The 25,699-nt window shown below is 68.4% G+C and carries 20 protein-coding genes; 8 read left to right on the top strand and 12 right to left on the bottom strand.

What is annotated here, in order from left to right; genetic code table 11:
- Nucleotides 1-8 precede the first annotated feature (8 nt).
- Genes uxaC through QHF84_RS21400 form a run of 3 tightly spaced genes read left to right on the top strand, consistent with a single transcriptional unit; the run spans nucleotide 9 to nucleotide 3,509 of the window.
- A complete protein-coding gene (uxaC, locus tag QHF84_RS21410; protein WP_281315207.1) occupies nucleotides 9-1,445 on the top strand; it encodes a glucuronate isomerase in 1,437 nt (478 codons plus the stop codon).
- Nucleotides 1,442-2,266 (top strand): SDR family oxidoreductase, encoded by an 825-nt coding sequence (locus QHF84_RS21405; protein WP_281315206.1) that lies wholly within the window; start codon nucleotides 1,442-1,444, stop codon nucleotides 2,264-2,266. Before uxaC ends, QHF84_RS21405 begins: the two co-directional genes overlap by 4 nt.
- A 1-nt stretch (nucleotide 2,267) precedes the next feature.
- Nucleotides 2,268-3,509, top strand: coding sequence for a lactate racemase domain-containing protein (locus QHF84_RS21400; RefSeq protein WP_281315205.1), 1,242 nt, complete (start codon nucleotides 2,268-2,270; stop codon nucleotides 3,507-3,509).
- Here QHF84_RS21400 and QHF84_RS21395 read toward each other — a convergent pair.
- From QHF84_RS21395 to QHF84_RS21385, 3 genes are read right to left on the bottom strand one after another with little or no spacing between them, the layout of a single operon-like run.
- Nucleotides 3,504-4,298 (bottom strand): ATP-binding cassette domain-containing protein, encoded by a 795-nt coding sequence (locus QHF84_RS21395; protein ID WP_281315204.1) that lies wholly within the window; start codon nucleotides 4,296-4,298, stop codon nucleotides 3,504-3,506. The two genes, QHF84_RS21400 and QHF84_RS21395, sit on opposite strands and share 6 nt — an antisense overlap.
- Nucleotides 4,295-5,284: an ABC transporter permease gene (locus QHF84_RS21390; protein WP_281315203.1), complete on the bottom strand. Its 990-nt coding sequence runs from the start codon at nucleotides 5,282-5,284 to the stop codon at nucleotides 4,295-4,297. The genes QHF84_RS21395 and QHF84_RS21390 overlap by 4 nt, the downstream gene beginning before the upstream one ends.
- A gap of 2 nt (nucleotides 5,285-5,286) precedes the next feature.
- Entirely contained in the window at nucleotides 5,287-6,243 is a 957-nt protein-coding gene (locus QHF84_RS21385) for a sugar ABC transporter substrate-binding protein (RefSeq protein ID WP_348652866.1), read from the bottom strand.
- 132 nt (nucleotides 6,244-6,375) lie between these two features.
- Between QHF84_RS21385 and QHF84_RS21380 the strand changes: the two genes are divergently transcribed.
- A complete protein-coding gene (locus QHF84_RS21380) occupies nucleotides 6,376-7,209 on the top strand; it encodes an inositol oxygenase family protein (protein ID WP_281315201.1) in 834 nt (277 codons plus the stop codon).
- A gap of 53 nt (nucleotides 7,210-7,262) precedes the next feature.
- Here QHF84_RS21380 and QHF84_RS21375 read toward each other — a convergent pair whose 3' ends face one another.
- The gene (locus QHF84_RS21375) at nucleotides 7,263-8,675 is read right to left on the bottom strand and encodes an FGGY family carbohydrate kinase (protein ID WP_281315200.1); all 1,413 of its coding nucleotides are present in this window, start codon (nucleotides 8,673-8,675) and stop codon (nucleotides 7,263-7,265) included.
- Between the two features lie 79 nt (nucleotides 8,676-8,754).
- On the opposite strand from QHF84_RS21375, the gene QHF84_RS21370 reads away from it, so the two are divergent.
- Nucleotides 8,755-9,336: a hypothetical protein gene (locus QHF84_RS21370; protein WP_281315199.1), complete on the top strand. Its 582-nt coding sequence runs from the start codon at nucleotides 8,755-8,757 to the stop codon at nucleotides 9,334-9,336.
- 5 nt (nucleotides 9,337-9,341) lie between these two features.
- On the opposite strand, the gene QHF84_RS21365 is transcribed toward QHF84_RS21370, so the two are convergent.
- The 4 genes from QHF84_RS21365 to QHF84_RS21350 all read right to left on the bottom strand — a co-directional run bounded on the left by QHF84_RS21365 (nucleotide 9,342) and on the right by QHF84_RS21350 (nucleotide 15,513).
- Nucleotides 9,342-11,621 carry a molybdopterin cofactor-binding domain-containing protein gene (locus QHF84_RS21365; RefSeq protein WP_281315198.1) on the bottom strand — a complete coding sequence of 760 codons (2,280 nt, stop codon included), beginning with the start codon at nucleotides 11,619-11,621 and terminating at the stop codon, nucleotides 9,342-9,344.
- Nucleotides 11,618-12,085 carry a (2Fe-2S)-binding protein gene (locus QHF84_RS21360; RefSeq protein WP_281315197.1) on the bottom strand — a complete coding sequence of 156 codons (468 nt, stop codon included), beginning with the start codon at nucleotides 12,083-12,085 and terminating at the stop codon, nucleotides 11,618-11,620. The genes QHF84_RS21365 and QHF84_RS21360 overlap by 4 nt, the downstream gene beginning before the upstream one ends.
- Nucleotides 12,082-12,726 carry an Isoquinoline 1-oxidoreductase subunit gene (locus QHF84_RS21355; RefSeq protein ID WP_281315196.1) on the bottom strand — a complete coding sequence of 215 codons (645 nt, stop codon included), beginning with the start codon at nucleotides 12,724-12,726 and terminating at the stop codon, nucleotides 12,082-12,084. The genes QHF84_RS21360 and QHF84_RS21355 overlap by 4 nt, the downstream gene beginning before the upstream one ends.
- Nucleotides 12,727-12,828: 102 nt before the next feature.
- On the bottom strand, nucleotides 12,829-15,513 hold the full coding sequence (locus QHF84_RS21350; protein WP_281315195.1) for a hypothetical protein: 2,685 nt from the start codon (nucleotides 15,511-15,513) through the stop codon (nucleotides 12,829-12,831).
- Between the two features lie 421 nt (nucleotides 15,514-15,934).
- On the opposite strand from QHF84_RS21350, the gene QHF84_RS21345 reads away from it, so the two are divergent.
- Both QHF84_RS21345 and QHF84_RS21340 read left to right on the top strand, forming a co-directional pair.
- The gene (locus tag QHF84_RS21345) at nucleotides 15,935-16,477 is read left to right on the top strand and encodes a glutathione peroxidase (protein WP_281315194.1); all 543 of its coding nucleotides are present in this window, start codon (nucleotides 15,935-15,937) and stop codon (nucleotides 16,475-16,477) included.
- Between the two features lie 579 nt (nucleotides 16,478-17,056).
- The gene (locus QHF84_RS21340; RefSeq protein ID WP_281315193.1) at nucleotides 17,057-17,836 is read left to right on the top strand and encodes a hypothetical protein; all 780 of its coding nucleotides are present in this window, start codon (nucleotides 17,057-17,059) and stop codon (nucleotides 17,834-17,836) included.
- A 63-nt stretch (nucleotides 17,837-17,899) separates the two neighbouring features.
- Here QHF84_RS21340 and QHF84_RS21335 read toward each other — a convergent pair whose 3' ends face one another.
- Together QHF84_RS21335 and QHF84_RS21330 are read right to left on the bottom strand one after the other, a co-directional pair.
- Complete coding sequence (locus QHF84_RS21335) at nucleotides 17,900-19,459, bottom strand: hypothetical protein (protein ID WP_281315192.1); 1,560 nt, start codon at nucleotides 19,457-19,459, stop codon at nucleotides 17,900-17,902.
- 53 nt (nucleotides 19,460-19,512) lie between these two features.
- Nucleotides 19,513-20,475 (bottom strand): LysR family transcriptional regulator, encoded by a 963-nt coding sequence (locus tag QHF84_RS21330; RefSeq protein WP_281315191.1) that lies wholly within the window; start codon nucleotides 20,473-20,475, stop codon nucleotides 19,513-19,515.
- A 148-nt stretch (nucleotides 20,476-20,623) separates the two neighbouring features.
- On the opposite strand from QHF84_RS21330, the gene QHF84_RS21325 reads away from it, so the two are divergent.
- Nucleotides 20,624-21,517: an NAD-dependent epimerase/dehydratase family protein gene (locus QHF84_RS21325; protein WP_281315190.1), complete on the top strand. Its 894-nt coding sequence runs from the start codon at nucleotides 20,624-20,626 to the stop codon at nucleotides 21,515-21,517.
- A 45-nt stretch (nucleotides 21,518-21,562) separates the two neighbouring features.
- On the opposite strand, the gene QHF84_RS21320 is transcribed toward QHF84_RS21325, so the two are convergent.
- Nucleotides 21,563-22,951, bottom strand: coding sequence for a hypothetical protein (locus QHF84_RS21320; RefSeq protein WP_281315189.1), 1,389 nt, complete (start codon nucleotides 22,949-22,951; stop codon nucleotides 21,563-21,565).
- A 157-nt stretch (nucleotides 22,952-23,108) separates the two neighbouring features.
- On the bottom strand, nucleotides 23,109-25,688 hold the full coding sequence (locus QHF84_RS21315) for a caspase family protein (RefSeq protein WP_281315188.1): 2,580 nt from the start codon (nucleotides 25,686-25,688) through the stop codon (nucleotides 23,109-23,111).
- Nucleotides 25,689-25,699: the final 11 nt, after the last annotated feature.

Below are 25,699 nucleotides of genomic sequence, written 5' to 3'. Positions count from 1 at the left end.
GCGAGAAGATGCAGCACCGCTGGACGCTCGACCCCGACCGCCTCTTTTCCGCGGAGCCCTCGCAGCGAGCGGCCGCCCGGGAGCTTTATGCCCTCGTGCGTGATCTGCCCATCGTGAGCCCGCACGGCCACGTGGATCCCGCGCTGCTCGCGGATCCTGCGGCCCGCTTCGGCTCGCCCGCCGATCTGTTCGTCCTTCCCGACCATTACGTTTGCCGCCTGCTCCACAGCCGCGGCGTGCCCATGGAAGACCTCGGCATCCCCACCCGCGACGGGAGCCCCCACGAGCGCGACCACCGCCGCGTCTGGCAACGCTTCGCCGACCATTTTTACATTTTCAGGACCACGCCGAGCGGGCTCTGGCTCTCGGACGTCCTCCAGACCGTGTTCGGCGTGACGGAGCGGCTCGACGGGAAGAATGCACAGCGCGTCTACGATCACCTCGCCGAGCGCCTCGAACGGCCGGAGTTTTCCCCACGCGCGCTTTACGAGCGATTCAAGATCCGCATTCTCTGCACCACGGACGGCGCCGCGGATTCGCTCGAACACCACCGCCGCCTCCGATCCGAGGGCCGGCTCGACGTTCGCCCGACCTTCCGGCCCGATGCGGTCGTCCACATCGACACGCCCGGCTTCCGCGATCACATCGAGCGGCTCGGAGCGGCCGCCGGCACGGACATCACGACCTACGCCGATTACATTCGAGCCCTCGAAGAACGCCGCGCCGTGTTCAAGGCGCTCGGTGCCACCGCCACCGACCACGGCGCCGTCACCCCGCACGCCGAACGGCTCGGCGCCGCAGAAGCCGAGCGCATCTTCTCGCGGGCTTTGCGCGGCGAGGCGAACACAAACGACGCGGCGCGGTTCTCCGCCCACATGCTCATGGAAATGGCGCGCATGAGCGTCGAGGATGGCCTCGTCATGCAGCTCCACGCCGGCAGCCTGCGGAGCCACCACGGAGCGCTGCTCGCGCGTTTCGGGCCGGATCGCGGCGCCGACATTCCCGTCGCCACCGAATGGACGAGAAACCTGCGTCCGCTGCTCGAAGCGTACGGCGACGATCCCCGCTTCCGGCTCCTGCTCTTCACGCTCGACGAGAGCACCTATGGGCGCGAGCTCGCTCCGCTCGCCGGGTATTATCCGGCCGTCCTCCTGGGGCCCCCCTGGTGGTTTTTCGACAGCCCGAATGGCATGGTCCGGTTTCTCGATCAGGTCACGGAGACGGCCGGGCTCTACAACACCGCGGGTTTCACCGACGACACGCGCGCTTTTTGTTCGATCCCGGCGCGGCACGACGTCTGGCGACGGGTGAGCTGCAACTGGCTCGCGGGGCTCGTGGTGACGGGCAGGCTCGACGTCGAGGATGCGGCGGAGCTCGCCTCGGAATGCGCGGTGGGCCTGGCGGAGCGCGCTTATCGGCTCGGCGCGGGGGAGCGCTCCACATGAATCCGGCGACGCTCTTCGACATTCGCGGTGAAGTGGCGGTCGTCACGGGCGGAAGCGGCGTGCTCGGGTCCACGTTTTGCCGCACGCTCGCCGCGGCGGGCGCGTTCGTGGCCGTGATGGGGCGGCGGCGCGAGCCGTGCGAGGCGTTGGTGGAGTCGATCCGCGCGGACGGCGGCGAGGCCCTCGCGGTGCCTTGTGACGTGCTCGATCACGAGGCGCTCGAAGCGGCGGCGCGGCACATCGAAGCCACGCTCGGTCCGGTGACCATCCTCGTCAATGGGGCGGGGGGCAATCACCCGAAGGCCACGATCGGGCCGGATCGCAGCTTGTTCGAGCTGGATCCGGAGGGATTCGGCGCCGTCTTCGATCTGAACGTGCAAGGCACGCTCCGGCCCTGCCAGGTCTTCGGACGCGGCATGGCCACGCGGGGCCGGGGGAGCATCGTGAACATCACGTCGATGAGCGCCGATCGCCCGCTCACGCGCGTGGCCGCGTATGGCGCGGCGAAGGCCGCCGTCGTCAACCTGACCCGCTGGCTCGCGGTGCACATGGCCCAGACCTACGGCCCCCACATCCGTGTCAACGCGCTCGCGCCTGGGTTTTTCCTCACGGAACAAAATCGATTTTTGCTCACCGCTCCCGCGACGAACACGCTGACCGAGCGGGGGAGGGCGATCGTCACGCACACGCCCATGGCGCGGATGGGCGCGCCGGAGGATCTTTCCGGCGCGTTGCTTTTCCTGGTGAGCCCGGCGTCCACCTTCGTCACGGGGGTGGTGTTGCCGGTGGACGGCGGGTTCTCCGCCCAGAGCGGGGTATGAAATGCTGATCGGCCAGGGTTCTCCCGGGCAAACCCTCACGGACGAGGCCGTCCACCGGATCCTCGACGAGGCGCTCGCCGCGCTTCCGCTCACGGGCGAGCGGCTCCTCGTCATCATCCCGGACGCGACCCGCACGGCGCCGATCCCGCTCGTCTTTCGGCTCCTCCATACGCTCCTTTCCGGACGCGTCGCGCGCCTCGATTATTTGATTGCCCTCGGCACGCATCCGCCCATGGATGAAGCCGCCATCGAAAAACTCGTCGGGAAAGATGCGCCGGGGCGCGCCGACGGGCGGACCACGATCTTCAATCACGCGTGGGACGATCCGGCCGCGCTTTCCACCATCGGTGTCATCGACGAAGGCGAAATGGCGCGCCTGACCGGCGGGCTGCTCGCGGCCGCGACCGAGGTGCGGATCAATCGCAGGATCTTCGCGTACGATCGGATCCTGATCTGCGGCCCGGTGTTCCCGCACGAGGTGGTGGGTTTTTCCGGGGGCGCCAAGTACCTGTTCCCGGGCATCGCGGGGCGCGAGATCATCGATACGACCCACTGGCTCGGTGCGCTCTCGACGAGCATGTCGACGATCGGCGTCAAGGACACGATCGTCCGGCGGGTGATCCACCGCGCGGCCGAATTCGTGCCGGTGCCCGTGCTCTGCGCGGCCCTCGTGCTCCGCGGCGCGGATCTCCACGGGCTTTACGTCGGTCCACACCTGGAGGCGTGGAGCGCCGCGGCCGATCTTTCGAATGCGCTCAACATCGTCCACGCGAAACGGCGGTACGAACGCGTGCTCTCGCTCCCTTCGACGAAATACGCCGACCTCTGGACCGCGGCCAAGGCGATGTACAAGACCGAGCCCGTGATCGAGGACGGCGGCGAGGTGATCATTTACGCGCCGCACCTCGCGGAGGTCTCGTTCACCCACGGCGCGCTCATCGATCGGGTGGGCTACCACGTGCGGGATTATTTCCTCGCGCAATGGGACCATTTCCGCGAGGTCCCCCTGTCCATCCTCGCGCACAGCACCCACGTGAAAGGCGCGGGCAGCTACGACGCGGCGCTGGGAGAACGGCCGCGCATCCAGGTGACGCTGGCGACGGGCATCCTGGAAGAACGCTGCCGGCGGATCAACCTGGGGTTCGCCGATCCCCGAACGATCGATCCGGCAGCATGGGAAGGACGCGAAGACGAGGGGATCCTGCTCGTGCGAAATGCGGGCGAGGTGCTTTATCGGTCATGAGGCCCGGAGCTCGTGCTGAAGCTGCTCGAGCTCCTCGCCGCCCGCCATGCGTCGGACCAGCTCGTCACGCGTGATCTCGGCCTTGGTGAAGGTCCCCTCGCAGCGGCCCCGGCTCAGGATGGTGAATCGATCGCCGACCATGTGCGCGTGGTGCGGATTGTGCGTGATCAGAATGACGCCGCACCCGCGGGCCCGCGCCTCCATCACGTACCGGAGGACGATGCCCGCCTGCTTCACGCCGAGCGCGGACGTGGGCTCGTCGAGCACGAGGACACGAGCACCAAAATGGATCGCCCGCGCGATCGCGAGCGCCTGCCGTTGCCCGCCCGAGAGCGCCGAGACCGGCACCGACATGTCGCGCAGCTCGACCCCCATTCGCCCGAGCTCGACGCGCACCACCTCCTCGGCTTCGCGCAAATCGAGGCGCCGGAGCGGCCCCACGCCCCGCGTGGGCTCGGCGCCGAGGAAAAAATTGCGCACGACCGAGAGCATCGGGACCATCGCGAGATCCTGGTAGACCGTGGCAATGCCGCGGGCGAGGGCGTCCCGCGGCGAGGAGAATCGCACGGGCTCGCCGTCCACGAGCAGGCGCCCCTCGTCCGGCGGATGAACGCCCGAGAGCGTCTTGATGAGCGTCGATTTGCCGGCGCCGTTGTCCCCGAGGACGCACAGGATCTCGCTCGCATGGACGCGCATCGAGACGTCTTCGAGCGCCGTGATGCGGCCGAATCTCTTGGTGACGTGATCCGCTTCGAGGATCGGTGCTTTCCCGTTCGTCTCCTGGTTCATCGCCGCGCCTCCGCCGCCCGCGTCTGGACGGAGCTGTTGAGGAGCACCGCCAGGATCAGCACCGCGCCGAGAAAGACCTTGTACCAGTCCGAATCCACGCCCGAAAACACGATGCCCTGCTGCACCATGCCGAAGAGCAACGCGCCGCACGCCGCGCCGATGACGGATCCGCGGCCGCCCGTGAGCAACGTGCCGCCGAGGACCGCGGCGAGAATGGCTTCGAGTTCTTTTCCGGTGCCACGTAAAACATCGGTGCCGCGGAATTGCACGGTCTGGAACGTGGCGACCAGGCACGCAGCGAGCGCAGTGGTCATGAAAAGAAGGATTTTTACGCGGTCGACCGGAATGCCGAGCCGGCGCGCGGCATCCGGCGCGCCGCCGACCGCAAAGATCCAGTTTCCCGGGCGCGTGCGCACGAGGACCCACGTCGCGAGCGCCGTGAGGCCCACCCACCAGAGCAGGGTGATCGAAAAGGGCCCGATCTGCCCGGCGAAGAGCTTTTGCGCCGTGCCGAACCCGCCCGCGTCCTCGAGGCCGCCCACTTGGGTTCGTCCGGTGATGAGGCGCGTCGTGCCAATCGTGCCGCCGGCCAGGATGAACAACGTGCCGAGCGTGACGATGAACGAAGGCAGCCGCGTGCGGGTCACGATGAGGCCATTCACGAGGCCCACGCAGGCCGCGAGCGCCGCGGCCGCCGCGATGCCGGCCCACAACGGCCAGCCGAGCTCGGTCGTGCAAAGCGCGACGGTCATCCCGCTCGCGGCCATGGTCGATCCAATGGAGAGGTCGAACTCGCCCGCGATCATGAGCAGCGCGACGGGCGCGGCCAGGATGCCGAGCTCGGCCGCGATCGCGAGGTAACTCGCCGTGCCCGAGAGGGTCAAGAAGCCGGAATCACCGGCGGTGACGGCGAAAAAGAGCCAGGCAGCCACCACGGCGGCGACGACGCCGAGCTCGGGGCGGACGAGCCATTTGCGCACGGACACGGCTAACGAATGCCTTTCTTGCTCGCGTCGATCACGTCCGCCGCGTTCTCCTTCGTGACGAACGAGGGCCCCGTGGGGATGGCCTCCGCCGCGGGGAGCATGCCGTGCTGGGCGTATTGCGCGAGCAAAACGATGGCGAGATATCCCTGCAGATACTGCTGCTGATCGATGGCGAACGAAATCTGCCCGTCGCGGATCGCCGAAAGGACCTCGGGCGAGAGATCGAAGGTGGCGAGCTTCATCGTGCCGAGCCGGTTCGATTGCTGGGCGGCCGCGAGGGCCGCGCGCGCGCCGGCCGGGCCCAGCGTGAAGACGCCGTCGACGTCGGGCGCCATGGCGGCCATGATCTTTTGCTGCATGTCCGTCGGGCTCGCCTGGTTCACCGCGAGCACGCGGCCCGCGCCGCCGGCCTTCACGAGCGCGTCGAGAAAGCCCCGGCAACGCTCGTCCTCGGAGACGTTGCCGACCTCGTGATTCACGCAGATCGCGTGGCGCACGCCGGCCTTCGCCATCCGCTCGCCGCCGGCCTTCCCGGCGTCGTATTCGCTCTGGCCGATGTGCAGGAGCGCGCCCATTTTCCGCGCCTCCTCGCCGCCGGCGTTGATGGTGATGAGGGGGATGCCGGCGTCTTTCGCGGCCTCCACGGAGCGCGCGAGGGCGGCGGGATCCGGCATTGAAATGACGAGCCCGTCTGGCTTGCGGGCGACCTCGGCGTCGATGAGACGGCTCATCGCGACCATGTCGAAGGCCTGCGGCGCCTGGTACGTGACCGTCACGCCCATGTCCTTCGCCGCCTGGTCGATGCCGTTTTTCACCACGGACCAGAATGGATCGGAGGCCTGGCCGTGGGTGACGACCGCGATGCGAAGGCGCGCGCGGGAATCACGCGTGGTCGCGCTCGCGCGCTCGCCTCTCCCACACGCGGCGGCGAAGAGGGCAATGAGGCAACCGAGGACCATCCACAACGCAGGATGGCGGGCGGAGAGCTCTCTTTTCATGTTCCCAATTTCCTCGCGGAGACCCCTCTGCCGCGACCTTTCGAGAATCCTAGCGCCGCCCGGACCTTCGCGCTATTGCCCTGGACAATGAGCGTGACCGAGCACCTTGGGCAGATCCAGGACGGGAGACGAGCAGCCGCCACGACCGGGAAAAAGGAAACGTCGGAGTTTCGCGATTACCGCGCCGAGGCGAGGCCCAGCGTCAAGGAGCTTTACCGGCTGAACCACGAGAACCAGACGCTCTCGTTCGTGACGGCGAAGGAGCGGCAATACCTGAGCCTGGATCGGCGCCGTGCGGGCATGTGGGAGGTGCTCGAGCTGCTCGATCGGCTGGTCGACGACAGCGATCCGGACACGGAGCAGTCGCAGATCGCGCACGCGCTCCAGTCCGCGGAGGCGGCGCGGCGCGACGATCAGCCGCCGTGGTTCGTCCTGACGGCGCTCATCCACGACGCCGGCAAGGTGCTTTGCCTCTGGGGCGAGCCGCAATGGGCCGTCGTGGGCGATACGTTCCCCGTGGGCTGCGCGTTCTCGGATCGGATCGTCTTCCCCGAGCTCTTCGCGAAGAACCCGGACCTACAAAACCCGCTTTACCAGACGCCGTGCGGCATGTACGAGGAGGGCGCGGGGCTCTCGCAGGTCCACATGTCGTGGGGGCACGACGAATACCTTTACCACGTGGTGAAGGATTACCTGCCGATCGAGGCCCAATACATGATCCGGTATCACTCGTTCTACGCGGCCCACCGCGAGGGCGCCTATACGCATCTGATGAACGAGCAGGATCGGCGGATGATGGAGTGGGTGCGGCGGTTCAACCCGTACGATCTCTACTCGAAGGCCGACGCGCCGCCGGACGTGGCGAAGCTCCGGCCCTATTACCAGGATCTCATCGCGAAGTATCTTCCCGCGGAGCTTCGCTGGTGATTCGCTGAACGAGGGCAGGGGCCGCCCCCCAGCGGCGGCCCCGTTCGCCCGGCCTACGAATAAAGCCGCTCGTAAAGCTCGATCTGTCGTTCCTTCGCGGCGCGGTACACCTCGGCGACCTCCGGCCGCGGCTCGAAGATCCGGGACGCGGACGGGGCCAGCGATTCGAGAGATCCCAGGCCCAGCGCCTCGAGGGCCAGCATGGCCGTGCCGCGTACCGTCGCCTCGTCGCCCATGAGATGCACGGGCGTCTGCATCGCGTCCGCGAACATCTGGGCCCACGCGGGCGAGGCGGAGAGCGCGCCGCCTCCGGCGTGCAAGGCTTCGCCGCCGCCGAGCGCGTCGTGGATCTGCGCGAGCCGCAGGGCGATCGATTCGTACAAGGCTTGCACGATGTCGCGCGGGGTCGTGGACAGCCGCAAACCATGCAAGGTGGCCGTGGCGTCCGGCCGATAGCCGGGGCTGCGCTCGCCCGCGAACATGGGCAAAACGGTGAGCCCGTGCGCGAAGGGCTCGCCGAACACGAGCGGCTCGCCGTCGAGCTTCAGATGCGCGCGCGCCCAGGCGTGGGCATTGCCGCCTTCGCTCGTGGCGCCTCCGAGGAGCTCGCGGGTCTCGTCGATGCCATACGCCCAGAGCCCCTTCGGCACGGGGCACGGCGGGCTCTTCGCGGCGCGCATCTGCCGCAGGGCCGCCGTCGTCCCGACGGTCAGCGACGTGCTTCGAGGCGAGATCGCGCCGCTGCCGACGTGCGCCGCCGCGCCGTCCCCGATCGCCAGCAAAAAGGGCGCGCCGCGGAGCGCGGGCCATCGCTCGGCAAAGGCGGGCGCGAGGCCCGTTTCGACATACCGTGATCCGGCCAAGGGTGGGAGCCGTTCCAGCGGCACCCCGAGAATGTGTAGCCACTCCGTCGACCAGCTCCTCGACGTACGGTCGAAAAGGCCACCCCACGAGGCCACCGAAGGGCTGCACGGGACCTCCCTGCCGAACCAGGCGCGATAGAGGTACGTGCCGAAATCGAGCCACGTCGCCGGCACGATCCGCCCGCTCCGACCATACCAGCGCAGGCGCGCGGGGTGATAGGCGGTATGCAGCGGACAGCCCGTCGCCTGATACAGACGCGCGACGTCAACCTCGCTCCGCAATGCCTCGACATCCTCGGCCGGGCGCGTGTCGGCATAAGTGAACACGGGCGTCACGGGCTGATTCTCGGCATCCACGCCGAGCAAATTCCCCACGAAGGTCGCCACCGCGACGGCCTCGATCGGCGGAGCGTTCGTCACGATCCGGTCGACGCACCCTTCGACGACCCCGCGCAGCTTGCGCGCGTCCACCTCCGACGTCCCGTCCACACCCACCGTGAAGGTATACGGTTCGACCGTTTCCCCGAGGATATGCGCAGTCTCGTCACAAATGGCAGCGCGCACCGACGAGCTGCCGACATCGATCACGAGGACGTGCGCCATGGGGCTTTCCTAGCCCGGATCGCGCCCCTCGGCATCCCGGACCCTTGCCACGTGGGCGCGACGCCTGGCAAGCTGAGGCATGGCGTTCGTGGACCTCGGGCTCGTTCCTCGGCGCATGCTCATGGCGACGAGCGGGCTCGTCCTGCTGCTCGGGTGCAAAGACGCGGGCCCGGTGCAGCCCAAACGCGCGTCCGTGGGCATGCGGGCGGAGGTCGAGGCGCTTCGTCCCCCGCCGCCGTGGCTCCCGCCGAATTACACCGAAATTCCTTGGTCCGACGCCGTCACGCTCATCCAGCGCCAGGCGGTCGATCGGGTGTTCGGGACCAAGACCCGCCGCGTCTACGTGGTCGAGAGGAACGGCGAGAAACGCTACGCCACCGCGCCGAGGGTCGGGGACCTGGCGAAGCTGATGGCAGAGATCCCCCGGGAAGAGCTCAGGTTCCTTTACAGGGACGGCGTCGAGGAGATCTCCTGGGCGGAGGCCGAGTCCCTCATTCGAAGCAAACGGGCGACCGGGGTCTCGCTCTCCCATTTCAACTGGATGGCCTTGAACGTGAAGGGGGGAGGGTACGTCCTCGCCGTCACGCCCTCGGAGAGCGACGTGCGAAAGCTCATCGAGGAGGTCGATCCCTCGGGGAACCTCCTCGTGGCGATCGAGTGACGCGGCTACGCGAAGAGCCCCCGCAAGATCGGCACCTCGCGGATTCGTTTGCCCGTCAAGGCGAACACCGCATTCGCCAGCGCCGGGCCCACCGGCGGCACGCCCGGCTCGCCCACGCCGCACGGAGGCCCGTCGCTCGGCACGAGATCCACGTGGATCTTCCGCGGCACCTCGCCGATCCGCGCGATCCGCGCGTCCCGGAAGTTCGATTGCTCCGTCGCGCCGCCCTTCATGGTGATCCCGCCGAGAAACGCATTGCTGATCCCCATGACCACCGAGCCCTCCATCTGCGCGCGGGCGCGGTCCTGGTTGACCACCGAGCCGGCATCCATGCAGATCCAGGCCTCGTCGACGCGGACCTTGTTCCGCTCGTCCGGCACGACGGCCAGCACCACGGCCGTGTACGTGACGAAGCTGCGATGCGCGGCGAGCCCGTACCCGCGCCCGTCCTTCTTCCGCCCGCTCCAGTTCGCGGACGCCGTGACCCGCTCGATCACGCGCCGCAGCCGCCCCGCGTCGACGGGATGTTTTTCGAGTTTCTCGCCGTAGTTCGCGAGCTTCTCGATGCCGAGGTCCTGCAGGCTCATGGTCCGCGGCGGCCCGATGATCTCCAGCCACACATCGCGCGGGTCGGCGCCGCGCGCGTGCGCGATTTCGTCGATCAGCGAGCCGATCCCGAAGGCGTGGAAGATGTTGTACACGGACCGATACCAGCCGATGCGCACGTGCGCGTCCGCCTTGCAGCCCTCGGCGCGGACGTTCGGCACGTCGAGCGCGAGATCGAGCACGCCCTGCTGGAGGTCGTTGAGGCCCGGTTTGTCGGTCTCCGTGAAGATGGAACCGATCGGCGGGAACGCGGTCCGATGGTGCCACGCGATCACCTTGCCGTTCGCGTCGAGGCCCGCGCGAATCCGCTGCGCGTTCACCGCATTGTAATAGCAGTGGTGAATGTCGTCCTCGCGCGTCCATTGCACGCGCACCGGCACGCCCGCCTCGCGCGCGAGGAACGCCGCTTCCGCGGAGAAGTCCGCCTTCGATTTCCGCCCGAACCCGCCGCCGAGCAGCGTCACGTGCACCGCGACCGCGTCCTCGCCGATGCCGAGCGTCTTCGCCACCTGCGCCCGCGCCGCCTGCGGATGTTGCGTCGGCGCCCAGACCTCGCAGCGCCCGCCCGCGAACCGCGCAATGGCGACCGGCGGCTCCATCGGCATCTGCGCGAGGTGCGGGACCGTGTACTCCGCCTCCACGACCCGCGCCGCCTTCGCGAACGCGGCATCCACATCACCGACGTTCCGATACGGCGTCCCCGGCTCGCGCACCGAGGCGAGCAGTTTTTCCCGGTAGGTCGACGAATCGTACACCACGTTGTCGCCCGGATCCCACGTGATGTCGAGCGCCGCCCGCCCGCGCATCGCCGCCCAGGTGTTCTCCGCCAGCACCGCGATGCCGCCCCACGGCTGGAACCCATACGGACGCTGCGCCGCGGGCATTTCGACGACCCGCTTCACGCCCGGGATCTTCAATGCCCGTGAAGCGTCGTACCGGGCGACCTTCCCCCCGACCACGGGCGGCCGCGCGATCACCGCAATCAGCATGTCCGGCAGCTTCACGTCGGCGCCGTACACCGCCTGACCCGTCACGTACGCCGGCCCGTCGAGGAGCGGCAGCGACGGGCTGTTCACCCGCAAAAGCTCGCTCCTCGGCCGGAGCTTTACGTTCTCGCGATTGGGCACCGGCAATTTCGCCGCCGCCTCCGCGAGCTCCCCGAAGCCGAGCGAACGCTTCGTCGGCGGGTGGACGACCGCATTCCCCCGCGCCTCGCACGTCTCCGGCTTCACCTTCCATTTCGCCGCCGCGGCCGCGACGAGCATCGTACGCGCGGTCGCGCCGACGTACCGGAGGTCATCGTAAAACTTCCGGATGCTGCTCGATCCGTCGGTGTTCTGATCGCCGTACTTCTTGTCGCCGTCGGCCTGGCGAACCACGACACGCGCCATGTCCGCCCCGAGCTCGTCGGCGATGAGCACGGGAATCGAGCTGCGCACGCCCTGGCCCATTTCGGAGCGATGACAGACGATCGTCACCATCCCGTCCGGCGCGACGTGCACGAACGGGTTCGGATGGAGCCCCGGGCCGTCCTCGGGCGCCGCGGCCCTCGGGCCGGGCCCGGCTCGGCCGCTCGGCTCGTCGGCGAGGGCAGGGAGGCCGAGCGCGAGCCCGGCCAAGGAGAGGTTCAGCCCGACGAGGAACGAGCGCCGGGTCACGCGCACGACGTCTTGGCTCATCGCTCGCCCTCCGGCATCCCGGCGGCCTTGCGGATCGCCGCGCGGATGCGCGGGTAGGCGCCGCATCGGCACAGGTTCCCGGCCATCGATTGATCGATCTCGTCATCCGACGGTTTGGGCTTGGCCTTGAGGAGCGCGGCCGCCGTCATGATCTGCCCGGCCTGGCAAAACCCGCATTGCGGCACGCCGAGCTCGACCCACGCGCGCTGGAGCGGATGGCTCCCGTCCGGCGCGAGGCCTTCGATCGTGGTCACGGAATGACCATCGGCGCGGCGAACCGGGGTCACGCACGCGCGCACGACCTGCCCGTCGAGGTGCACGGCGCACGCGCCGCAAAGCGCCTGGCCACAGCCGTACTTCGTGCCGGTCAAACCGAGCACGTCGCGGAGCGCCCAGAGCAGGGGCATTTCGGGGTCGACGTCGAGCGTCTTTTCGACGCCGTTCACGCGGATACGCACGCTCATGGTCTCGCCCCCTCCGCGGGGCACTCGGCCCCGGACTCCGCCCAGGCCGCGACGATCGCGCCGAACTGCTCCTGCGTCCCCGGGACCGGCTCGCGATCCGCCCCCGGATGCCATCCCCAGCCGACGAGCTCGTCGTGGGCATTGTGCTCGACGATCTGGGCGAGGGTCTTGCCGCCGTTCCGCTTGGGATCCTTGATCTGCTCGCAGATGTCGCGCGGCGACTTGCCGACCCACGCCATCGAGATCGGCGCGAGCGCCCAATGGGGCGCGCCGGGGACGCGGGCGAGCTCCTGGTTCTTGTCCTGGTGGCAGCTCGTGCATTCCATCCCGACGACGCCGTGGTTCTCGGGCCCGCGCACGGCGGGCGGGTCGTGGAGCTGCATGTTCATGCCCTGGTGCGGGATGTCGCCGTTCGGATGGCAGTTCACGCAGCGCGGATGCGTGATCACGCGGCTCGCTTCGAGGAAGAGGGCGCGGGATCGCTCGCGGGTGTCCGCGATGCTCGTGAAGTCGGACGGCGCGCGAAGCTCGTTCGGCGCGACCTTGCGGAGGGCCGTGGGGCCTTTTGGCCCGTCCGCGGTCGGCCCTCCGCAGCCGGCGAACACGAAGGCCACCGCAAAAGGCAGGAGCCGCTGGTGCATAGCCGTGCATAGCGCAAAAGCGGGCCACGGGCCATCGGCCTTTCCCGTGGCGGCGCTCGTGCTTTTGGGTGGGGAAAAACCCGAACGGTCAGGGCAAGCTGATCACACCGACCGGGACGTTGGCGTCGTCCTGGGTACGCGACCGGCACATGGGACTCGATTCCGAGGCCCCCGGCGTCGACGTCCGGATGCGACGAGCGAGACGAGGCCGAGCAGGACGAGGGCCCCGGGAGACGAGGACGAGGCGCCGAGGTGGCAGGTGCATCCGCTTTCGCTCCCGCTTCCGCCGCCGCCTCCGCCTGCGCCGCCGCTTCCGCTCCCGCTTCCGCCGCCGCCTGCGCCTCCGCTTCCGCCTGCGCCTCCGCTCCCGCCTGCGCCGCCGCTTCCGCTCCCGCTTCCGCCTGCGCCTCCGCTCCCGCCCGCGCCGTCCGGCTCCACGAATCGCCCGAACACGCGCTGCACGCCGAACGGCTCTCCCGGGACGAACCGCGTATACACCACGAGGGCCTTGTTCGCGCTCTCCCCCGCCATCACGGGCGCGCCCTCGACCCACGTGGGTTCGGCCGAGAGCGGGACGATCGGCGTCACCGTGCCGTCGGCCTCGATCGTCCTCGCCACGAGATCGAGCGCGGCCGGATCCGTGGGCGCCGTGAGGACCCGGTACGCAAGGAGCGCGCGGGGCCCCACGGCGACGAGCGAGGGGCACGTGCCCTCGACGTAGCCGTGGTACAGCACCGCGTCGTCGCAATCGCCGCGCGGGAGATCCTCGGCGATCGAGAGCCCCTGCGGGTCGAGGGCCACTCCGTCGGACGTCACGCGCGCGGCGCGCAGATGCACCCGCCGCTCCGCCACGACCTCCTGCCACACGACGACGTGGTGTGTTCCCGTGAAGACGACGTCAGGCTGGACCATCTGCGCCGCCGGCGCGGCGGGCGCCACCGGAAAACCGCCCGGATCGAGCGGCTCTCCCGCGGGGGTCAGGCGGCCGGCGCGAATGCCGGTGCTGGAAGACCAGGTCACGAGGAAGTTCGTCCCGTCGAACGACAGGGCAGGGGTACCGCCGAGCCATTCGGCCGGAGCCGCGGACAGATCGATCCACGGGGAGACTATGCCGTCCTGGCCTACGCGGAACGCGTGGAGCATTCCCCCGCTCGCGCCCACGAACATCAGGCCCGCGCCGTCCGAGGCCGCGTCACTGTATTCCGGCAGATCGATCGGCGTGGAATCGAGGACCTGGCCGCCCGGGCTCAAGCGCGCCGCGCGCGCCGCGATCGGATAGTTGTACGGAGGATACGCCAGGTCGGCCCCCCACACGACGAGCGTGTTCTTCCCGTCGAAAAACGCGCGCGGCTCTATCTGGACCCCGCTGCCCGCGAACACCGCAATGCTCTCGGGATCGAGCACGGCTCCTTCCGGCGACAGCCGCGCGGCGCGGATGTCGTACCACTGGGTGCCTTGCTCGAAATCGCGATCGTCGGTCCACACGACGACGTGGTTCGTGCCGTCGAACGCCACCGAGGGCTGGAATTGCTGATCGGCGCTCTGCGAGACCACGAGGCGCGGCTCGTCGAGCGCTTTGCCGGACGTGTCGAGGCGGGTGCCGATGATGTCTCCGCTGTTGACGTCGTTGAAGCTGTGGCTCTGCTGCGTCCAGAGGACGAGGGATCCCACACTCGCGCTGGCCAGGGCGAACCCGTCGACGTCCGGGCCGATCGAGGCGCCCGGCGCAGGAGCGAGCGGGGTCCCGGCCGGAGAGAGGCGCGCAGTCTGTAGCGTGGCGGAGTCACCCGGGCTGTAATCGGCCCACGCGAAGACCGTGTTCACGCCGTCGTGGGAGCCGACGAGGCCCGAGGGATACGTCACGAGGCTCGACACCTGGATCGGGTTCGGGTCGAGCTTCACGCCCGAGGACGAGATCCGCGTGGCATACACGCCGCTGGAACGGCCCCAGCCGAGCACGTACGCGGCGCCGTCGTGGACGAGCACGGCATTGTCGGCCTGCGGTTCGGCGACGAGGACGAGGTGCGAGGGATCGAGCGGGGCGCCGGACGCGGAATAACGGCGGCCGCGAATCTCACCATCCTTCCAGACCACGAGCCAATCCGTGCCGTCCGTGGCCACGGCGGGGCGCGCATAGTCGGGGGCGTCCTCGGCAGGCGCCACGAGAAACCCTCCAGGATCGAGCACCGTGCCGTCGACGGCGACACGCGCAGCGCGGACCTCGCAGTTCGAGAACGGGCAGGTCTTGTCCCAGACGACGAGGGAGCCATTGCCATTGGAGGCGACCCTCGCCCGGACATGGTCATCCTCGGCCACGAGGATCCCGCCGGGATCGAGCACCGTGCCTGTCGGGCCTATACGCATCAGGCGCACGCTCGAAGGAGCAATGCCGGAAATTTCCACGGTGCTGCCCTCATACGCGAGCAGAAAATTCGTCCCATCGTAGGTGATCGAGGGCGAGCGGCCATCGGCGAGGTGGAGGCCATACGGATCGACGAGGGTGCCATCGGGCATCACGCGCGAGCCGAAGATGCGTTCCCGGCCATTGCGATGGTCCTGCCAGACCGCGAAGTACGCGCCGTCGCCGAAGGCCACCGCCGCGCGCATTTGCATCTCGGCCGCGAAGCCGGGCAGGGGCTCGCCAAACCCGATCTCGGGGCCGATGACAGTCTCGAGGGCCGCGCGGGCCGAGCCCAGCGCAGGGGACGCCGGCGTGGGCTCGCCGCAGCCGAGGAGCAGGAGGGAGGCGAGGGACGGCGCGAGGAGGTAGGGCAGAGGAAGGCGCATGGTGGCTCTCGGGATCAACGTATCCCGGGATTCGCTCAGGGATCCACGGGCTCACGAGGCGATTTCCTGCCAAGCAGCAAGCCGCCGCGCCGGGGCGCCGCCCCGGACCCCGCGGGGGCTGTTCGCCCCTCGACCCGAACCAGCGCAAGCGCTGGACCTTTTGTGGAAGAACTGCGCGATGCGCAGTTCTTCCAACGGGCCGGTCTCGGTTGGCAGGGCCGTCGCTGGTCTTGACTCGGCCTGTTCGATGAACTGCGCATCGCGCAGTTCATCGACCCCGGGTCCAGCGCTTGCGCTGGTCCGGGTGCAGGGGCGGACAGCCCCTGCTGGGGCCTGGGGCAACGCCCCAGCGCATCGGCTTCAGACGACACCAATGCTCAGCCCCTGGCGTCGCGACCCGTCCTCGGGTATTGCGATCGCCATGCTCAACAAACTGGTCGGCGTCGTGAATCGCGCGGTGTACGGCAAGGCCCCCGAGGGTGGGCCCACCTCCCTGCAGGAGCTCTCGCTCCAGCGGCTCGACGGGGCGGCGCTGCCGCTCGAAGAGCTGTCGGGCAAGGTCGTGCTTTTCGTCAATGTCGCCAGCCGTTGCGGCCTCACGCCGCAGTACGAGGGGCTGGTGAAGCTGCAGGAGCGTTACCGCGATCGTGGCTTCCTCGTGGTGGGCGCGCCTTGCAACCAGTTCCTCGGGCAGGAGCCGGGGACGGCCACGGAGATCGCGCAGTTCTGCTCCACGACGTACGGCGTCGACTTTCCGCTGCTCGCCAAGCAGGATGTGAACGGCGCCGAGCGTAGCCCGCTTTACCAGTGGCTCATCGGCAGCAAGGCGGGCGGCGGCTCGGATGTCACGTGGAACTTCGAGAAGTTCCTCGTCGGTCGGGATGGCGCGGTGCTCGCGCGCTTCTCTCCGCGGGTGACGCCCGAGTCGCCCGAGGTCGTGCAGGCGATCGAAGCCGCGCTCTGACCGCGACTCTTTCCGACGGGAATGCCGTCGCGCATGGGGGACGGAGCTCGGATCGTTCCCTGGGCGCTCGTCGGCACGTCCGAAAGCAATGGGGAACGGTCCCTCGGAGCTCCTCGCGCGGGGAGGAGGGACCGCGGGACGTTCCCCTCGTTCTCCTCCCCAGGCTGGGAAGCCGTCAGGAACGTTCCCCCCGACCTCCTCCCCAGGCTGGGAAGCCGTCAGAAACGTTCCCCCCGACCTCCTCCCCACGCTGGGAAGCCGTCAGGAACGTTCCCCCCGTCCTCCTCCCAAAGCTGGGAAGCCGTCAGGAACGTTCCCCCCGACCTCCTCCCCAGGCTAGGAAGCCATCAGGAACGTTCCCTCCATCCTCCTCCCCAAGGGAGCAACGAGCCAGGAACGTTCCCCGCATCCTCCTCCCCAGGCTAGGAAGCCGTCAGGAACGTTTCCCCCGTCCTCCTCCCCAAGGGAGCACCCCGCCGGCACGTTTCCGACCGTTCACATCCCAACGGTATGTATTGCTCCTTGCGGAGCCTGCTGGTAGCGTCGCTTCACGACACTCCGGGGGGGACACGAGGGGCCATGGCCAAGCTGGAGCAGATTCCGCGCGCCGAGAAGCGCGACATCGCCAAGAAGATCACCACGAACCTCGAGGCCCGCGCCGCCAAGGGGCCCCCGGAGCCCGCGCTCGACGCCTACATCTCCGAATGCGCGGACATCACCGAAGCGCTCGAAGCGCACGTCACGGGGAACGTGCTCGCCCAAGCCGAGCGCGCGGCGCGGCTCGCGCAGCTCGAAGCCGCGGACGACGCGGTCGATACGTGGTACCGCCATATCGAGGGGTACATCCACGTGGAGTCGCGGCGCCGCGCGAGCATCCATGCCCAGAGCGCGGCAGCGCTGCACCAGGCGGCCTTTCCGGAGGGGCTCGCCCACGTGGACGACCCGATCGCCGACGAGAATCGTATCTGTCGGGAAGCCTTGATCACGCTCCGGTCGCCCGAGCACGCGGCGACGCTCGTGGCGATCGAGCTGCCTGCTACATGGCTCGATCGGTGGGAGGCGGCGATTTTCAAGAGTGATGCCTTGCTCGCCGAGGTCGCGAAGGCGCGGACGGAGAAGCGCGCGCACGTCGGCGCCGGGCGCGACGCCGAGACGGAATGGGTGGAGGTGATGGTGCGGCTGCGGCGTTATGTCGCGAGTCGAGCAAAGCGGTCCGATCTGGCGCGGATCCTGGAAGGGAAGGCGCTGCTCGCCCCGCTGCTGGATGCCATGGCGAGGCTACGCGCCGAGGCGGCGGCGCGGGCGGCGCGGAAGGGGAATGGGAAGCAAGAGACGCCGACCGAGGGGGCGACGGGCTGAAGCAGGAGCGGAGGGGGCGAGCAAGCCAATCCGCTTGCTGCTGCCCCGGCGCCGTCGGGAGATTTACTGCTCGATGAAGATCTGCGGCGTGCCCGTGAGCGAGAGGGAAACGCTCCCGCCCGCCGGCGCGAGATCCGTGGCCGTGCTGGTCTTGCCATGGTCCCACGCGTACGCCTTGATCGGCCCGCCCACGGCGAGCGAATACATCGCGCTCGCGTCCTCGCTGGTGCCCCCCGTCTTCGCCCAGAGGACATAGGCCGCTTTCCCATTCGAGAGCTCGAACGCCGCGCCGCCGACCGATTCCGGCAGCGCGAGCGCCTCCGTGGCGCCCGGATCGAACGAGGCGCCCGCGAGGAGCTGCCCGTGCGTTTGGTACGCGACGCCCGTATCCGTGCGCTTCGCCTCGGCCGGCGTGCCGAGCTTCAGGACATCATAATACAGGCCCATGTAATCGAAGGCGCTCTGGCTCGCGCCCGGATCCGCGCTGTCGGTCAGGAGGAACCAATCGACGCCGTCGATCCCCTCGGCCTGCGCGGTGGTCATCACCTTGAGGATGTAGTTGACCGCGTATTGCGCCCCGCCCGGGCCTGCGCCGACGAGCTCGTGCGGCGCCCCGGTCTCGGTCACCATCCACGTCTTGCCGCCGACGCCCGCGGCGTCGAGGACCTTCGCCAAAGCGTTCTTCGAATCGACGAAGCCCTTCACGCCGACGTCCGAGCTGCCCGGCGAGAAGACCGGATAATAATGGAAGCTGAGGACGTCGAAGTACTTCGCGCCCTTCTCGGGGTAATCGGCGGTCACGGCGCCGCCCTCGGGGTTGTCCGTGTAGCGGAGCACGGCCGAGAGGAAATTCGGGTATCCGATCCCGCCGAGCGCGATCTTCGCGTCAGGATCGGCTTTCAGCGCCGCCTCACGCGTCACGCGCAGCATGCGCACGTAATCGAAGATCGAGCCATGAAAGCGCGGGAGCTCTTCCTTCGTGGGCGGGTTCTTGTCCCAGTCCACCGTCACCTGCCAGTCGGCGACCCAATCGGGCTCGTTCCACACCTCCCACACCTTCACCCAATCCTTGTACGTGCTCACCGTCTTGTATACATATTCGCCCCAGTAGTTCTCGGGGTTGATCTTGCCGTCCGGCAGGAACACGGGCTGATACAGGTTCTTCGGCATGTACTCGGCGACCTGCCAGTCCGGCGTGCCCGCGGGCGCCGTCGAATGTTCGGCCGTGGGGGTCGTCAAGAAGGCGACGTGGTTCGACATGCCGAGCTCGGCGTATTGCTTGATGTCGCCGACCTCGATGTCGTACCCCCACGTCGTCAAATGCTGCTCGGGCAAGGAGATCCGCTGGCTGTCGGCGCCGGCCTCACGCGCGAGCTTCGCGAGTTCCGGATCGCTCCAGGTGGGGTGGCGGTGGCCGGCGTTGACCCCATGCCGAAATGGCCCGCCGAGCCCGCTGCCGCCGCCGCCGGATCCGCCGCTCCCCGGGCCGCCGCCGCCATTCCCGGCACTTCCGCCTCCGCCGCCGGCCTCCCCCGCGGCGGAGCCGCCGTCACCGCCGCCCCCCGAGCACGCGGCGGCGAGAACGAGAAGCGACGTGAAGATAATACGGCTCATCGATTTCATGGCACAACCTCCATCGTAAGAAGGTGTGCCACTCTATCATCAGCCGAAAAGCCTCAGGGAACTTTCGTCGGCCCGCGGACGGCGCGGTGTGGTGCCGGGAGGTGATCACCCGCGCCACGAGCCATGAACGATTGCAAGCGCGGGACCATGTGGTCGAGAAACACGCGGACGCGCTGGGGCACGCGCGGGCCCCCGAGATGAAGCGCGTGTACATCCTCGACGGCGCTGTGCTCTTCGTCCGCCAGCACTTCGACGAGCCGGCCGCTCTCGATGTCGGGATCGACGTGAAAGTCCGCCAAGCGCGCCAGCCCGACGCCCGCGAGGGCCATCGTGCGCACCGTCTCGCCATTGTTGGCGAGCAAGCTGCCGCGCACCGTCCGGTCGACGACACGAGCCCCCTGCCGGAGCGGCCACACGGGCACAGATCGCCGAAAATTGAAGCCGAGGCAGTTGTGATGGTCGAGATCCTCGACGGTCCGCGGCGTGCCGTGGCGCTTCAAATAAGCCGGCGAAGCGACGATCCGGCGGCGCGCCGTGCCGACCTTTCGAGCGACGAGGTTCGAGTCGCCGAGCGCGCCGACACGAAATGCAACGTCGGTGCGATCGAGGTAGAGGTCGACGATTTCGTCCGACAACGAGACATCGACGACGATCTCCGGATACACCTCCCAGAACCCCGGCAAGAGCGGCAAAAGCCCACGTACGCCGAAGGCGACCGACGCGTTGACGCGCACCGTCCCCCGCGCGTGCGCGCCGCCCTGCGCGATCTCCCGTTCCAGATCGTCGAGCTCGCCGAGGAGCGCGCCGCTGCGCTCGAAGTAGAGCTGGCCCTCGTTGGTCAAAGACAAGCGCCGTGTCGAGCGCTCGACGAGGCGCACGCCCATCCGCTCCTCGATCCGGCCGACCAGCTTGCTCACCGTCGACGGCGTCATCCCGAGGTGACGAGCCGCCTGCGAAAAACTGCCGGCTTCCACCACCCGCACGAAGACCCGCATCTCGCCCACGCGATTGTCCATCTCGACCTCTGCCTCGTGAAACGGATTCACATGTGATGCGCGCGCGGGGCGGATTGTCAAACGGCCGGCGTGCTTGCATCGTCCAGGCGTCTCGCGACGCACGGTCGCCGACCGACGACAAAGCATCCTGCGAGGAAAGGAGTGTTGCATGAAGATCTTCGTGACCGGCGCGAGCGGCTACATCGGTGGTTCGGTCGCCGCGCGGCTCGCCTCCATGGGGCATGTGGTGCGCGGCCTCGTCCGCTCGAATGCGAAGGTCGAGGGCGTCCGCGCGAAGGGCATCGACCCCGTCCTCGGCGCGCTCGACGACGCCACGTTGCTCACCGCCGAGGCGAAGGCTGCCGACGCCGTCATCAATGCCGCCGACAGCGACCATGAGGGCGCCGCCGTCGCCCTGCTCGCCGGGCTCGCCGGATCGGGCAAGCCGTTCCTCCACACGAGCGGCACGAGCCTCGTCGGAGACGAGGCCATGGGCGAACCGTCGAGCGCGATCTTCACCGAGGATACGCCCTTCGAGCCGGAGCCGGACAAGGAGCACCGCGTCGCATTGAACAAGCGCATCGTCGAGGGCGCTCCCGGCGTGCGGACCGTCGTGCTCTGCAACAGCCTGATCTACGGCCACACGCTGGGCCCGCCCGCCGAGAGCGTGCAGATCCCGCGGCTCGTCGCCCAGGCGAAGGAGAGCGGAATCCCGCGCTACATCGGCCGCGGGCTCAACATCTGGTCGAACGTCCACATCGCCGACATGACCGAGCTTTATCTGCTCGCGCTGGAGAAGGCGCCGGCAGGGAGCTTTTACTACGTCGAAAACGGCGAGGCGTCCTTCGGCGACATCGTCCGCGCGATCGGCAAGGCCCTCGGGCTGGGCGAGGCAGAGGCGTGGCCCGCCGAGCAGGCGATCGCCCGGTGGGGCCGCGAGCTCGCCGTGTTCGCGCTCGGCTCGAACAGCCGCGTCCGCTCCGAAAAGGCCCGCCGCGAGCTCGGCTGGAGCCCGCGGCATGGCTCCGTCATCGATTGGGTGACGAACGAAATGGTCCGGTGAAGGGGTTGCCGGATCCGGGAGCGTGCCTTGTGGCCGTAGCTCTCGTCAGAGCTTGATGGCCCAGAGCTTGGAGCTGGCCTGCGGCAGGAACAACACGACGCCCCATTCCGAGATGTAGGTCAGGTCGTACGTCAGCGCGGGCGCAGGCATCCCCGAGGGCGCGCGCGCCTCTCGCGTGGACGACAGCACATAAGGGTCCTCCTCGGTGCCGGCGCCGCTCTTGGGCTCGAGATCAACGCGGAAGAACGCATCCCGATCCGCGTCGACGCTGTAGTTCCAGAAGTTCAGCTTCGCCCCGTCGTAAAAGACCGGAATGCCCTCCTGCTTCGGGGAGAATTCGGGCCAGCTCGGCAGATCACCGGTGAGCGTCACGTGCTCGACCGCGCGTGTCGTCTTGTCCATGCGCCAGCCGCGCGTGGTGGTCGCGGTGCCGCCCGATTTCGTCGGCGTGAAGATGTAGACGTACGGCCCACCGACCACGATCGAGGAGTCGCCGAGCACCTCCCACTTGGCGCTCACCACGTTCTCGATCTTGTGCGTGGTAGGCTCGATTTCGAGCACGCAGTTGCGCCAGTTCAAGCCGGCATCGCCGGGGACGAGCGTCGTCCACGCCTTGCCGGTCGCCGGATCGTTGGCCGTCCGCGTGCCCGATTGGAGCACGAGCTCGTGGTAATTGGGGTTGAATTTGACGAGCTGCGGCCCGTACGTGTCCTTGTCGAGGTAGGTCCACGTGCCACTCACGACGTCGGCTTCGCGCACGGGGCCGTAGTGCAGGATCAACTTGCCGTCGACGAAACTCAAGGCGGAGTAGGTATGGCTCGCTTGGGGCGCTGCGAACGGCGCCGCGTAGGGCAGGTCGGCGGGATCCGTGAGCGTCGCCGTGGTCTGGAAAAATCCATTCGTCGCGCCGGAGGGATACACGATGGGGGAGTTCGGCGCGGTGTAGGCGGGTGGATATGCGGAGGGCGGCGTCGGCGGCACGACGATGCTGTACTTCAAGGTCGCCGCGTCGAGCTTGAAGACGGCGTTGATGCTGCCGTCGCTGTGGCCGCCGCCGAAGAGGTAAAAGGCCTTGCCTGCGTGATCGAACACCGGATTGCAGTACGCGTCGCGCACGGCGCCGATCGGCGCCGAGCCGACGTATCCGGACTTGGGCATGAGGTTTTCGGCGGCCCACTCCGCGAAGGGCTCGGAGCCCGGGAGCTCGGTCCAGCCGCCGCCCGCGGGCAGCTCCGTGGCCCAATCGGGCGCGGGGCCGCCGCCGCCACTCGACGTGGAGGACGAGGACGAGGACGAGCCTCCGGCGCCGCCGCTCCCCATCGTCGAGGACGAGGCCGCGCCGCCCCCGCCCGTGTTGTCGTTCGAGCCTCCTTCGCCACACGCGGCGAGCAGCGCGGGGGCAAACAAGAGCCCGAATCCAATCGAGCGTCTCATCGATTCGAGGGCGGCGCCGCCGAGGCGAAGTGCCGCGTGGAGATGCGAATGTCGGGGATAGCTCATCACGCTCCAGGGTGTGGATGGCTGAAGTGGAGGTGGGAAGTATCGATTTATGGAGCGTATTGCAAGGGGGGATCGCTTGTGTTTAGCGATTTCATCCCACGCGGATTATTTCGATCACGCCCGCGATGACGAGCTCCTGGATGATTCGGAGTGTGTCGAGTGGCAGGAGTCCGGAGATTTCGAGGACGTCCTCGATGGGCAGCTCGCCATCGATGGCGTCGAGGACGCGAGCCGCACGATCGTCAATGCCCAGACGGGCGGCGATCTCCGACGATCCCACGAGTCGGGGAACCAGGAACGTGGTTCGTTGCAGCTTCTCGCAGCAGATCTCGGCGTAGTGGCGCGCGGTGAGGTTTTCGGGCTCCGTGGCGAGGATGGCTTCGGCGAGCACGAGCGCCTCCTTGTAATCGCCGGCCCAGCAGCGCTTGCCCGCCTCCCGAAGACGTGCCGCCGCGACGCCTCCCACCGGTCCTCTATCCTCCTCCGGTCTCGAGGCGGGGACATCCCTCCTGGACGCGGCAAGCCTCGCTCGTACGGCCAGCGTGGGCACGCCCAGCTCTTTTGCGAGGGTCCGCTCGTCGAGCAGCGCTTCGCGCTCGCCCACCACATCCGCAATGGCTGCGGTGAGCCAATCGTCTTCGTTTGCTCCGGAATCACGTCGCGTCGGCCAGCTCGACAAGGAGGAATCGACGAGACGCTCCACGCACGCATGTTCGAGAAGGCTGCCCGGCGGGATCAGCTCCGGGAGATGGTGACTCGCCTCGACGAAGGTGAGGAGACCCTCGCGCAGGAGGGGCGGCTCGGAACATGGCACCCGAGGCAGGTCCGTCCCACGGAGCAGCGCGGCGCGTAATCGCAATGCATGGACGTCGGGGCAGGGCCCGAGCAAAAACTCCACGTGGTCCGCGATGGCCTCGATGCGCGCCGGATCGGGCGTCTTTTCGCGGGTCAAGAGGTGGGCGCCCAGGAGGCCGAGCATGGGATCGTCGAACGACTCTCCCGCCATCACCTTGGCCAGAGGCGGCGGCGGCTCGCCGGGCGCAGAAGCGAGCAGAGCAAGCCCTTGCTCCACCGCGTTGGCGATATCGAAGGGAGGCGGATGATGCGCGCTCCGATCGAAGGGGAGCAGGAACATGCGCGGGGACTCGAACCGCGGCTTCCACGTGGCGTGGTCGACGACGATCTGCGTCGTGAACCCCGGGAACAGGCGGATCACGATGTCGCGCTTTCCAGCCCAGCGCAGAATGTACGTACCCGGCACGAGCCGCGCGGAGAAGACGGACCAGCCACGCTCGTCGTCCCACGTGTTTTCCCGATCAAACTCGACGGCCGCGTTTTCCCCATGGATCGACCATCCGATGCCGAGCCGCACGGACCAGGGTGGCATGTCCGCATCGAGCAACACGACGAACAGCATGCTCGGAGCGTCGCTGGTATCCACTGCGCTCGCCGTGATCATGGGAATGGGCTCGATCCACGCTGCGCGGACGGCGATCTCGTAACGGATCCGATGCGTCGCGTGCGCGGGCAACCAAGCCTCGAGAGGCCAGCGCAACCTCGGGACGGACCTCGATGGATCACGAGGGGAGAAGGATCCCGGCGCGGATCTACGGCTCCATTTTCCAAAATGAAGGACCTCGGGCGTGATCCCGCCTTCCCGCGCATAATGGAAGGACGTCCGGATCTTCCCGGCGTGTAGCTCGTAATCGCCCGCCGGGACATCGAGCTCCCAGGGACCGTGCCGCGGATCGCCGCGCATGACGACGTCATCACCGGGCCCGAGCAGCACGACCTCGTACACGTCCGACTTCCATGCATCGATGAAGGTGATCTTCAGCCTCGGCGGATGCATGGCGAACCCGAAGCGCGTCACCGCTTCGAGGCCGTTCACGACCTCCGCGCGCTGGTCGAGCCGTTTGCTCTTCGCGGTCTCGGCGACGCTGGTTTCGAGATGGTCCTTCAGCGATCCGGCCGTCACGACCCCACCCGCGCGCGCAGCCTCCCCACGTAGACCGGCGAGGAGCACCTGCGTGAAAATGCCACGCGCTTCGGCGGACGTTTCCGTCGAGACCTCCAGCGCTGGTCGCTGGAGCTCCGTCGCGTACGCCACGAAGACACGCGTCGCCCGCGCGCGCTCGACCGGTCGTGCGAAATCGATGTGCGGCGGCAGGCCCACGGCCCGCACCGCCCAGATTCGACAACAATCCAGGAAAAACGCTACTTCGTCGAACGCCCCCGAGCGGACCACGACGTCGAGCCACGCTTCCGAGCTGAGCGCCGCGCGGCGCCGGAGCTCCGACCAGTTGGCCATGCACAGGGTGATATCGGCGGCCCTGTCGCCCACGCACCCGTGCCCGGCGAAGTAGAAGTAGAAGCGACGTCCGCCGCTCGCCGCCGCGCGTTCGAGGAGATCTTCGAGCGCGTCGTTGATCTCGTGCCCGATGGGCGACAGCGGATCCAGCGTCGAAAGGACGGTGCGCACGTTCTCCGGCGAAAGGCGGCCGCCGTCGGGCTCGACCAACCATTCTGCAAATGCCTTCGCGTCGGCGACGGCTCCGTGGAGAGAGCGAAGCTTGGGGTAATGGTTCACCCCGATGACGAGCGCATAATCTTGCCCCGATCCGAGCGAACGAACGAACGCCTCCGGCGCGTCGTCCTCGTCGTCCAGCATCTCTCGTCGGC

The organism is Polyangium sp. y55x31 (assembly GCF_029946505.1).
Classification (GTDB): Bacteria; Myxococcota_A; Polyangia; order Polyangiales; family Polyangiaceae; genus Polyangium.
This window is presented reverse-complemented; position numbering and strand designations above follow the sequence as displayed.

What these genes read in the sequence shown, in the direction of transcription:
- QHF84_RS21405 (WP_281315206.1), top strand. Translation starts at nt 1,442, where the DNA reads ATGAATCCGGCGACGCTCTTCGACATTCGCGGTGAAGTGGCGGTCGTC.
- QHF84_RS21335 (WP_281315192.1), bottom strand. Translation starts at nt 19,459, where the DNA reads ATGAAATCGATGAGCCGTATTATCTTCACGTCGCTTCTCGTTCTCGCC.
- QHF84_RS21345 (WP_281315194.1), top strand. Translation starts at nt 15,935, where the DNA reads ATGCTCAACAAACTGGTCGGCGTCGTGAATCGCGCGGTGTACGGCAAG.
- QHF84_RS21385 (WP_348652866.1), bottom strand. Translation starts at nt 6,243, where the DNA reads ATGGTCCTCGGTTGCCTCATTGCCCTCTTCGCCGCCGCGTGTGGGAGA.
- QHF84_RS21320 (WP_281315189.1), bottom strand. Translation starts at nt 22,951, where the DNA reads ATGAGACGCTCGATTGGATTCGGGCTCTTGTTTGCCCCCGCGCTGCTC.
- QHF84_RS21355 (WP_281315196.1), bottom strand. Translation starts at nt 12,726, where the DNA reads ATGCACCAGCGGCTCCTGCCTTTTGCGGTGGCCTTCGTGTTCGCCGGC.
- QHF84_RS21370 (WP_281315199.1), top strand. Translation starts at nt 8,755, where the DNA reads ATGGCGTTCGTGGACCTCGGGCTCGTTCCTCGGCGCATGCTCATGGCG.
- QHF84_RS21315 (WP_281315188.1), bottom strand. Translation starts at nt 25,688, where the DNA reads ATGCTGGACGACGAGGACGACGCGCCGGAGGCGTTCGTTCGTTCGCTC.
- QHF84_RS21395 (WP_281315204.1), bottom strand. Translation starts at nt 4,298, where the DNA reads ATGAACCAGGAGACGAACGGGAAAGCACCGATCCTCGAAGCGGATCAC.
- QHF84_RS21325 (WP_281315190.1), top strand. Translation starts at nt 20,624, where the DNA reads ATGAAGATCTTCGTGACCGGCGCGAGCGGCTACATCGGTGGTTCGGTC.
- QHF84_RS21400 (WP_281315205.1), top strand. Translation starts at nt 2,268, where the DNA reads ATGCTGATCGGCCAGGGTTCTCCCGGGCAAACCCTCACGGACGAGGCC.
- QHF84_RS21360 (WP_281315197.1), bottom strand. Translation starts at nt 12,085, where the DNA reads ATGAGCGTGCGTATCCGCGTGAACGGCGTCGAAAAGACGCTCGACGTC.
- QHF84_RS21330 (WP_281315191.1), bottom strand. Translation starts at nt 20,475, where the DNA reads ATGGACAATCGCGTGGGCGAGATGCGGGTCTTCGTGCGGGTGGTGGAA.
- QHF84_RS21375 (WP_281315200.1), bottom strand. Translation starts at nt 8,675, where the DNA reads ATGGCGCACGTCCTCGTGATCGATGTCGGCAGCTCGTCGGTGCGCGCT.
- QHF84_RS21340 (WP_281315193.1), top strand. Translation starts at nt 17,057, where the DNA reads ATGGCCAAGCTGGAGCAGATTCCGCGCGCCGAGAAGCGCGACATCGCC.
- QHF84_RS21350 (WP_281315195.1), bottom strand. Translation starts at nt 15,513, where the DNA reads ATGCGCCTTCCTCTGCCCTACCTCCTCGCGCCGTCCCTCGCCTCCCTC.
- uxaC (WP_281315207.1), top strand. Translation starts at nt 9, where the DNA reads ATGCAGCACCGCTGGACGCTCGACCCCGACCGCCTCTTTTCCGCGGAG.
- QHF84_RS21365 (WP_281315198.1), bottom strand. Translation starts at nt 11,621, where the DNA reads ATGAGCCAAGACGTCGTGCGCGTGACCCGGCGCTCGTTCCTCGTCGGG.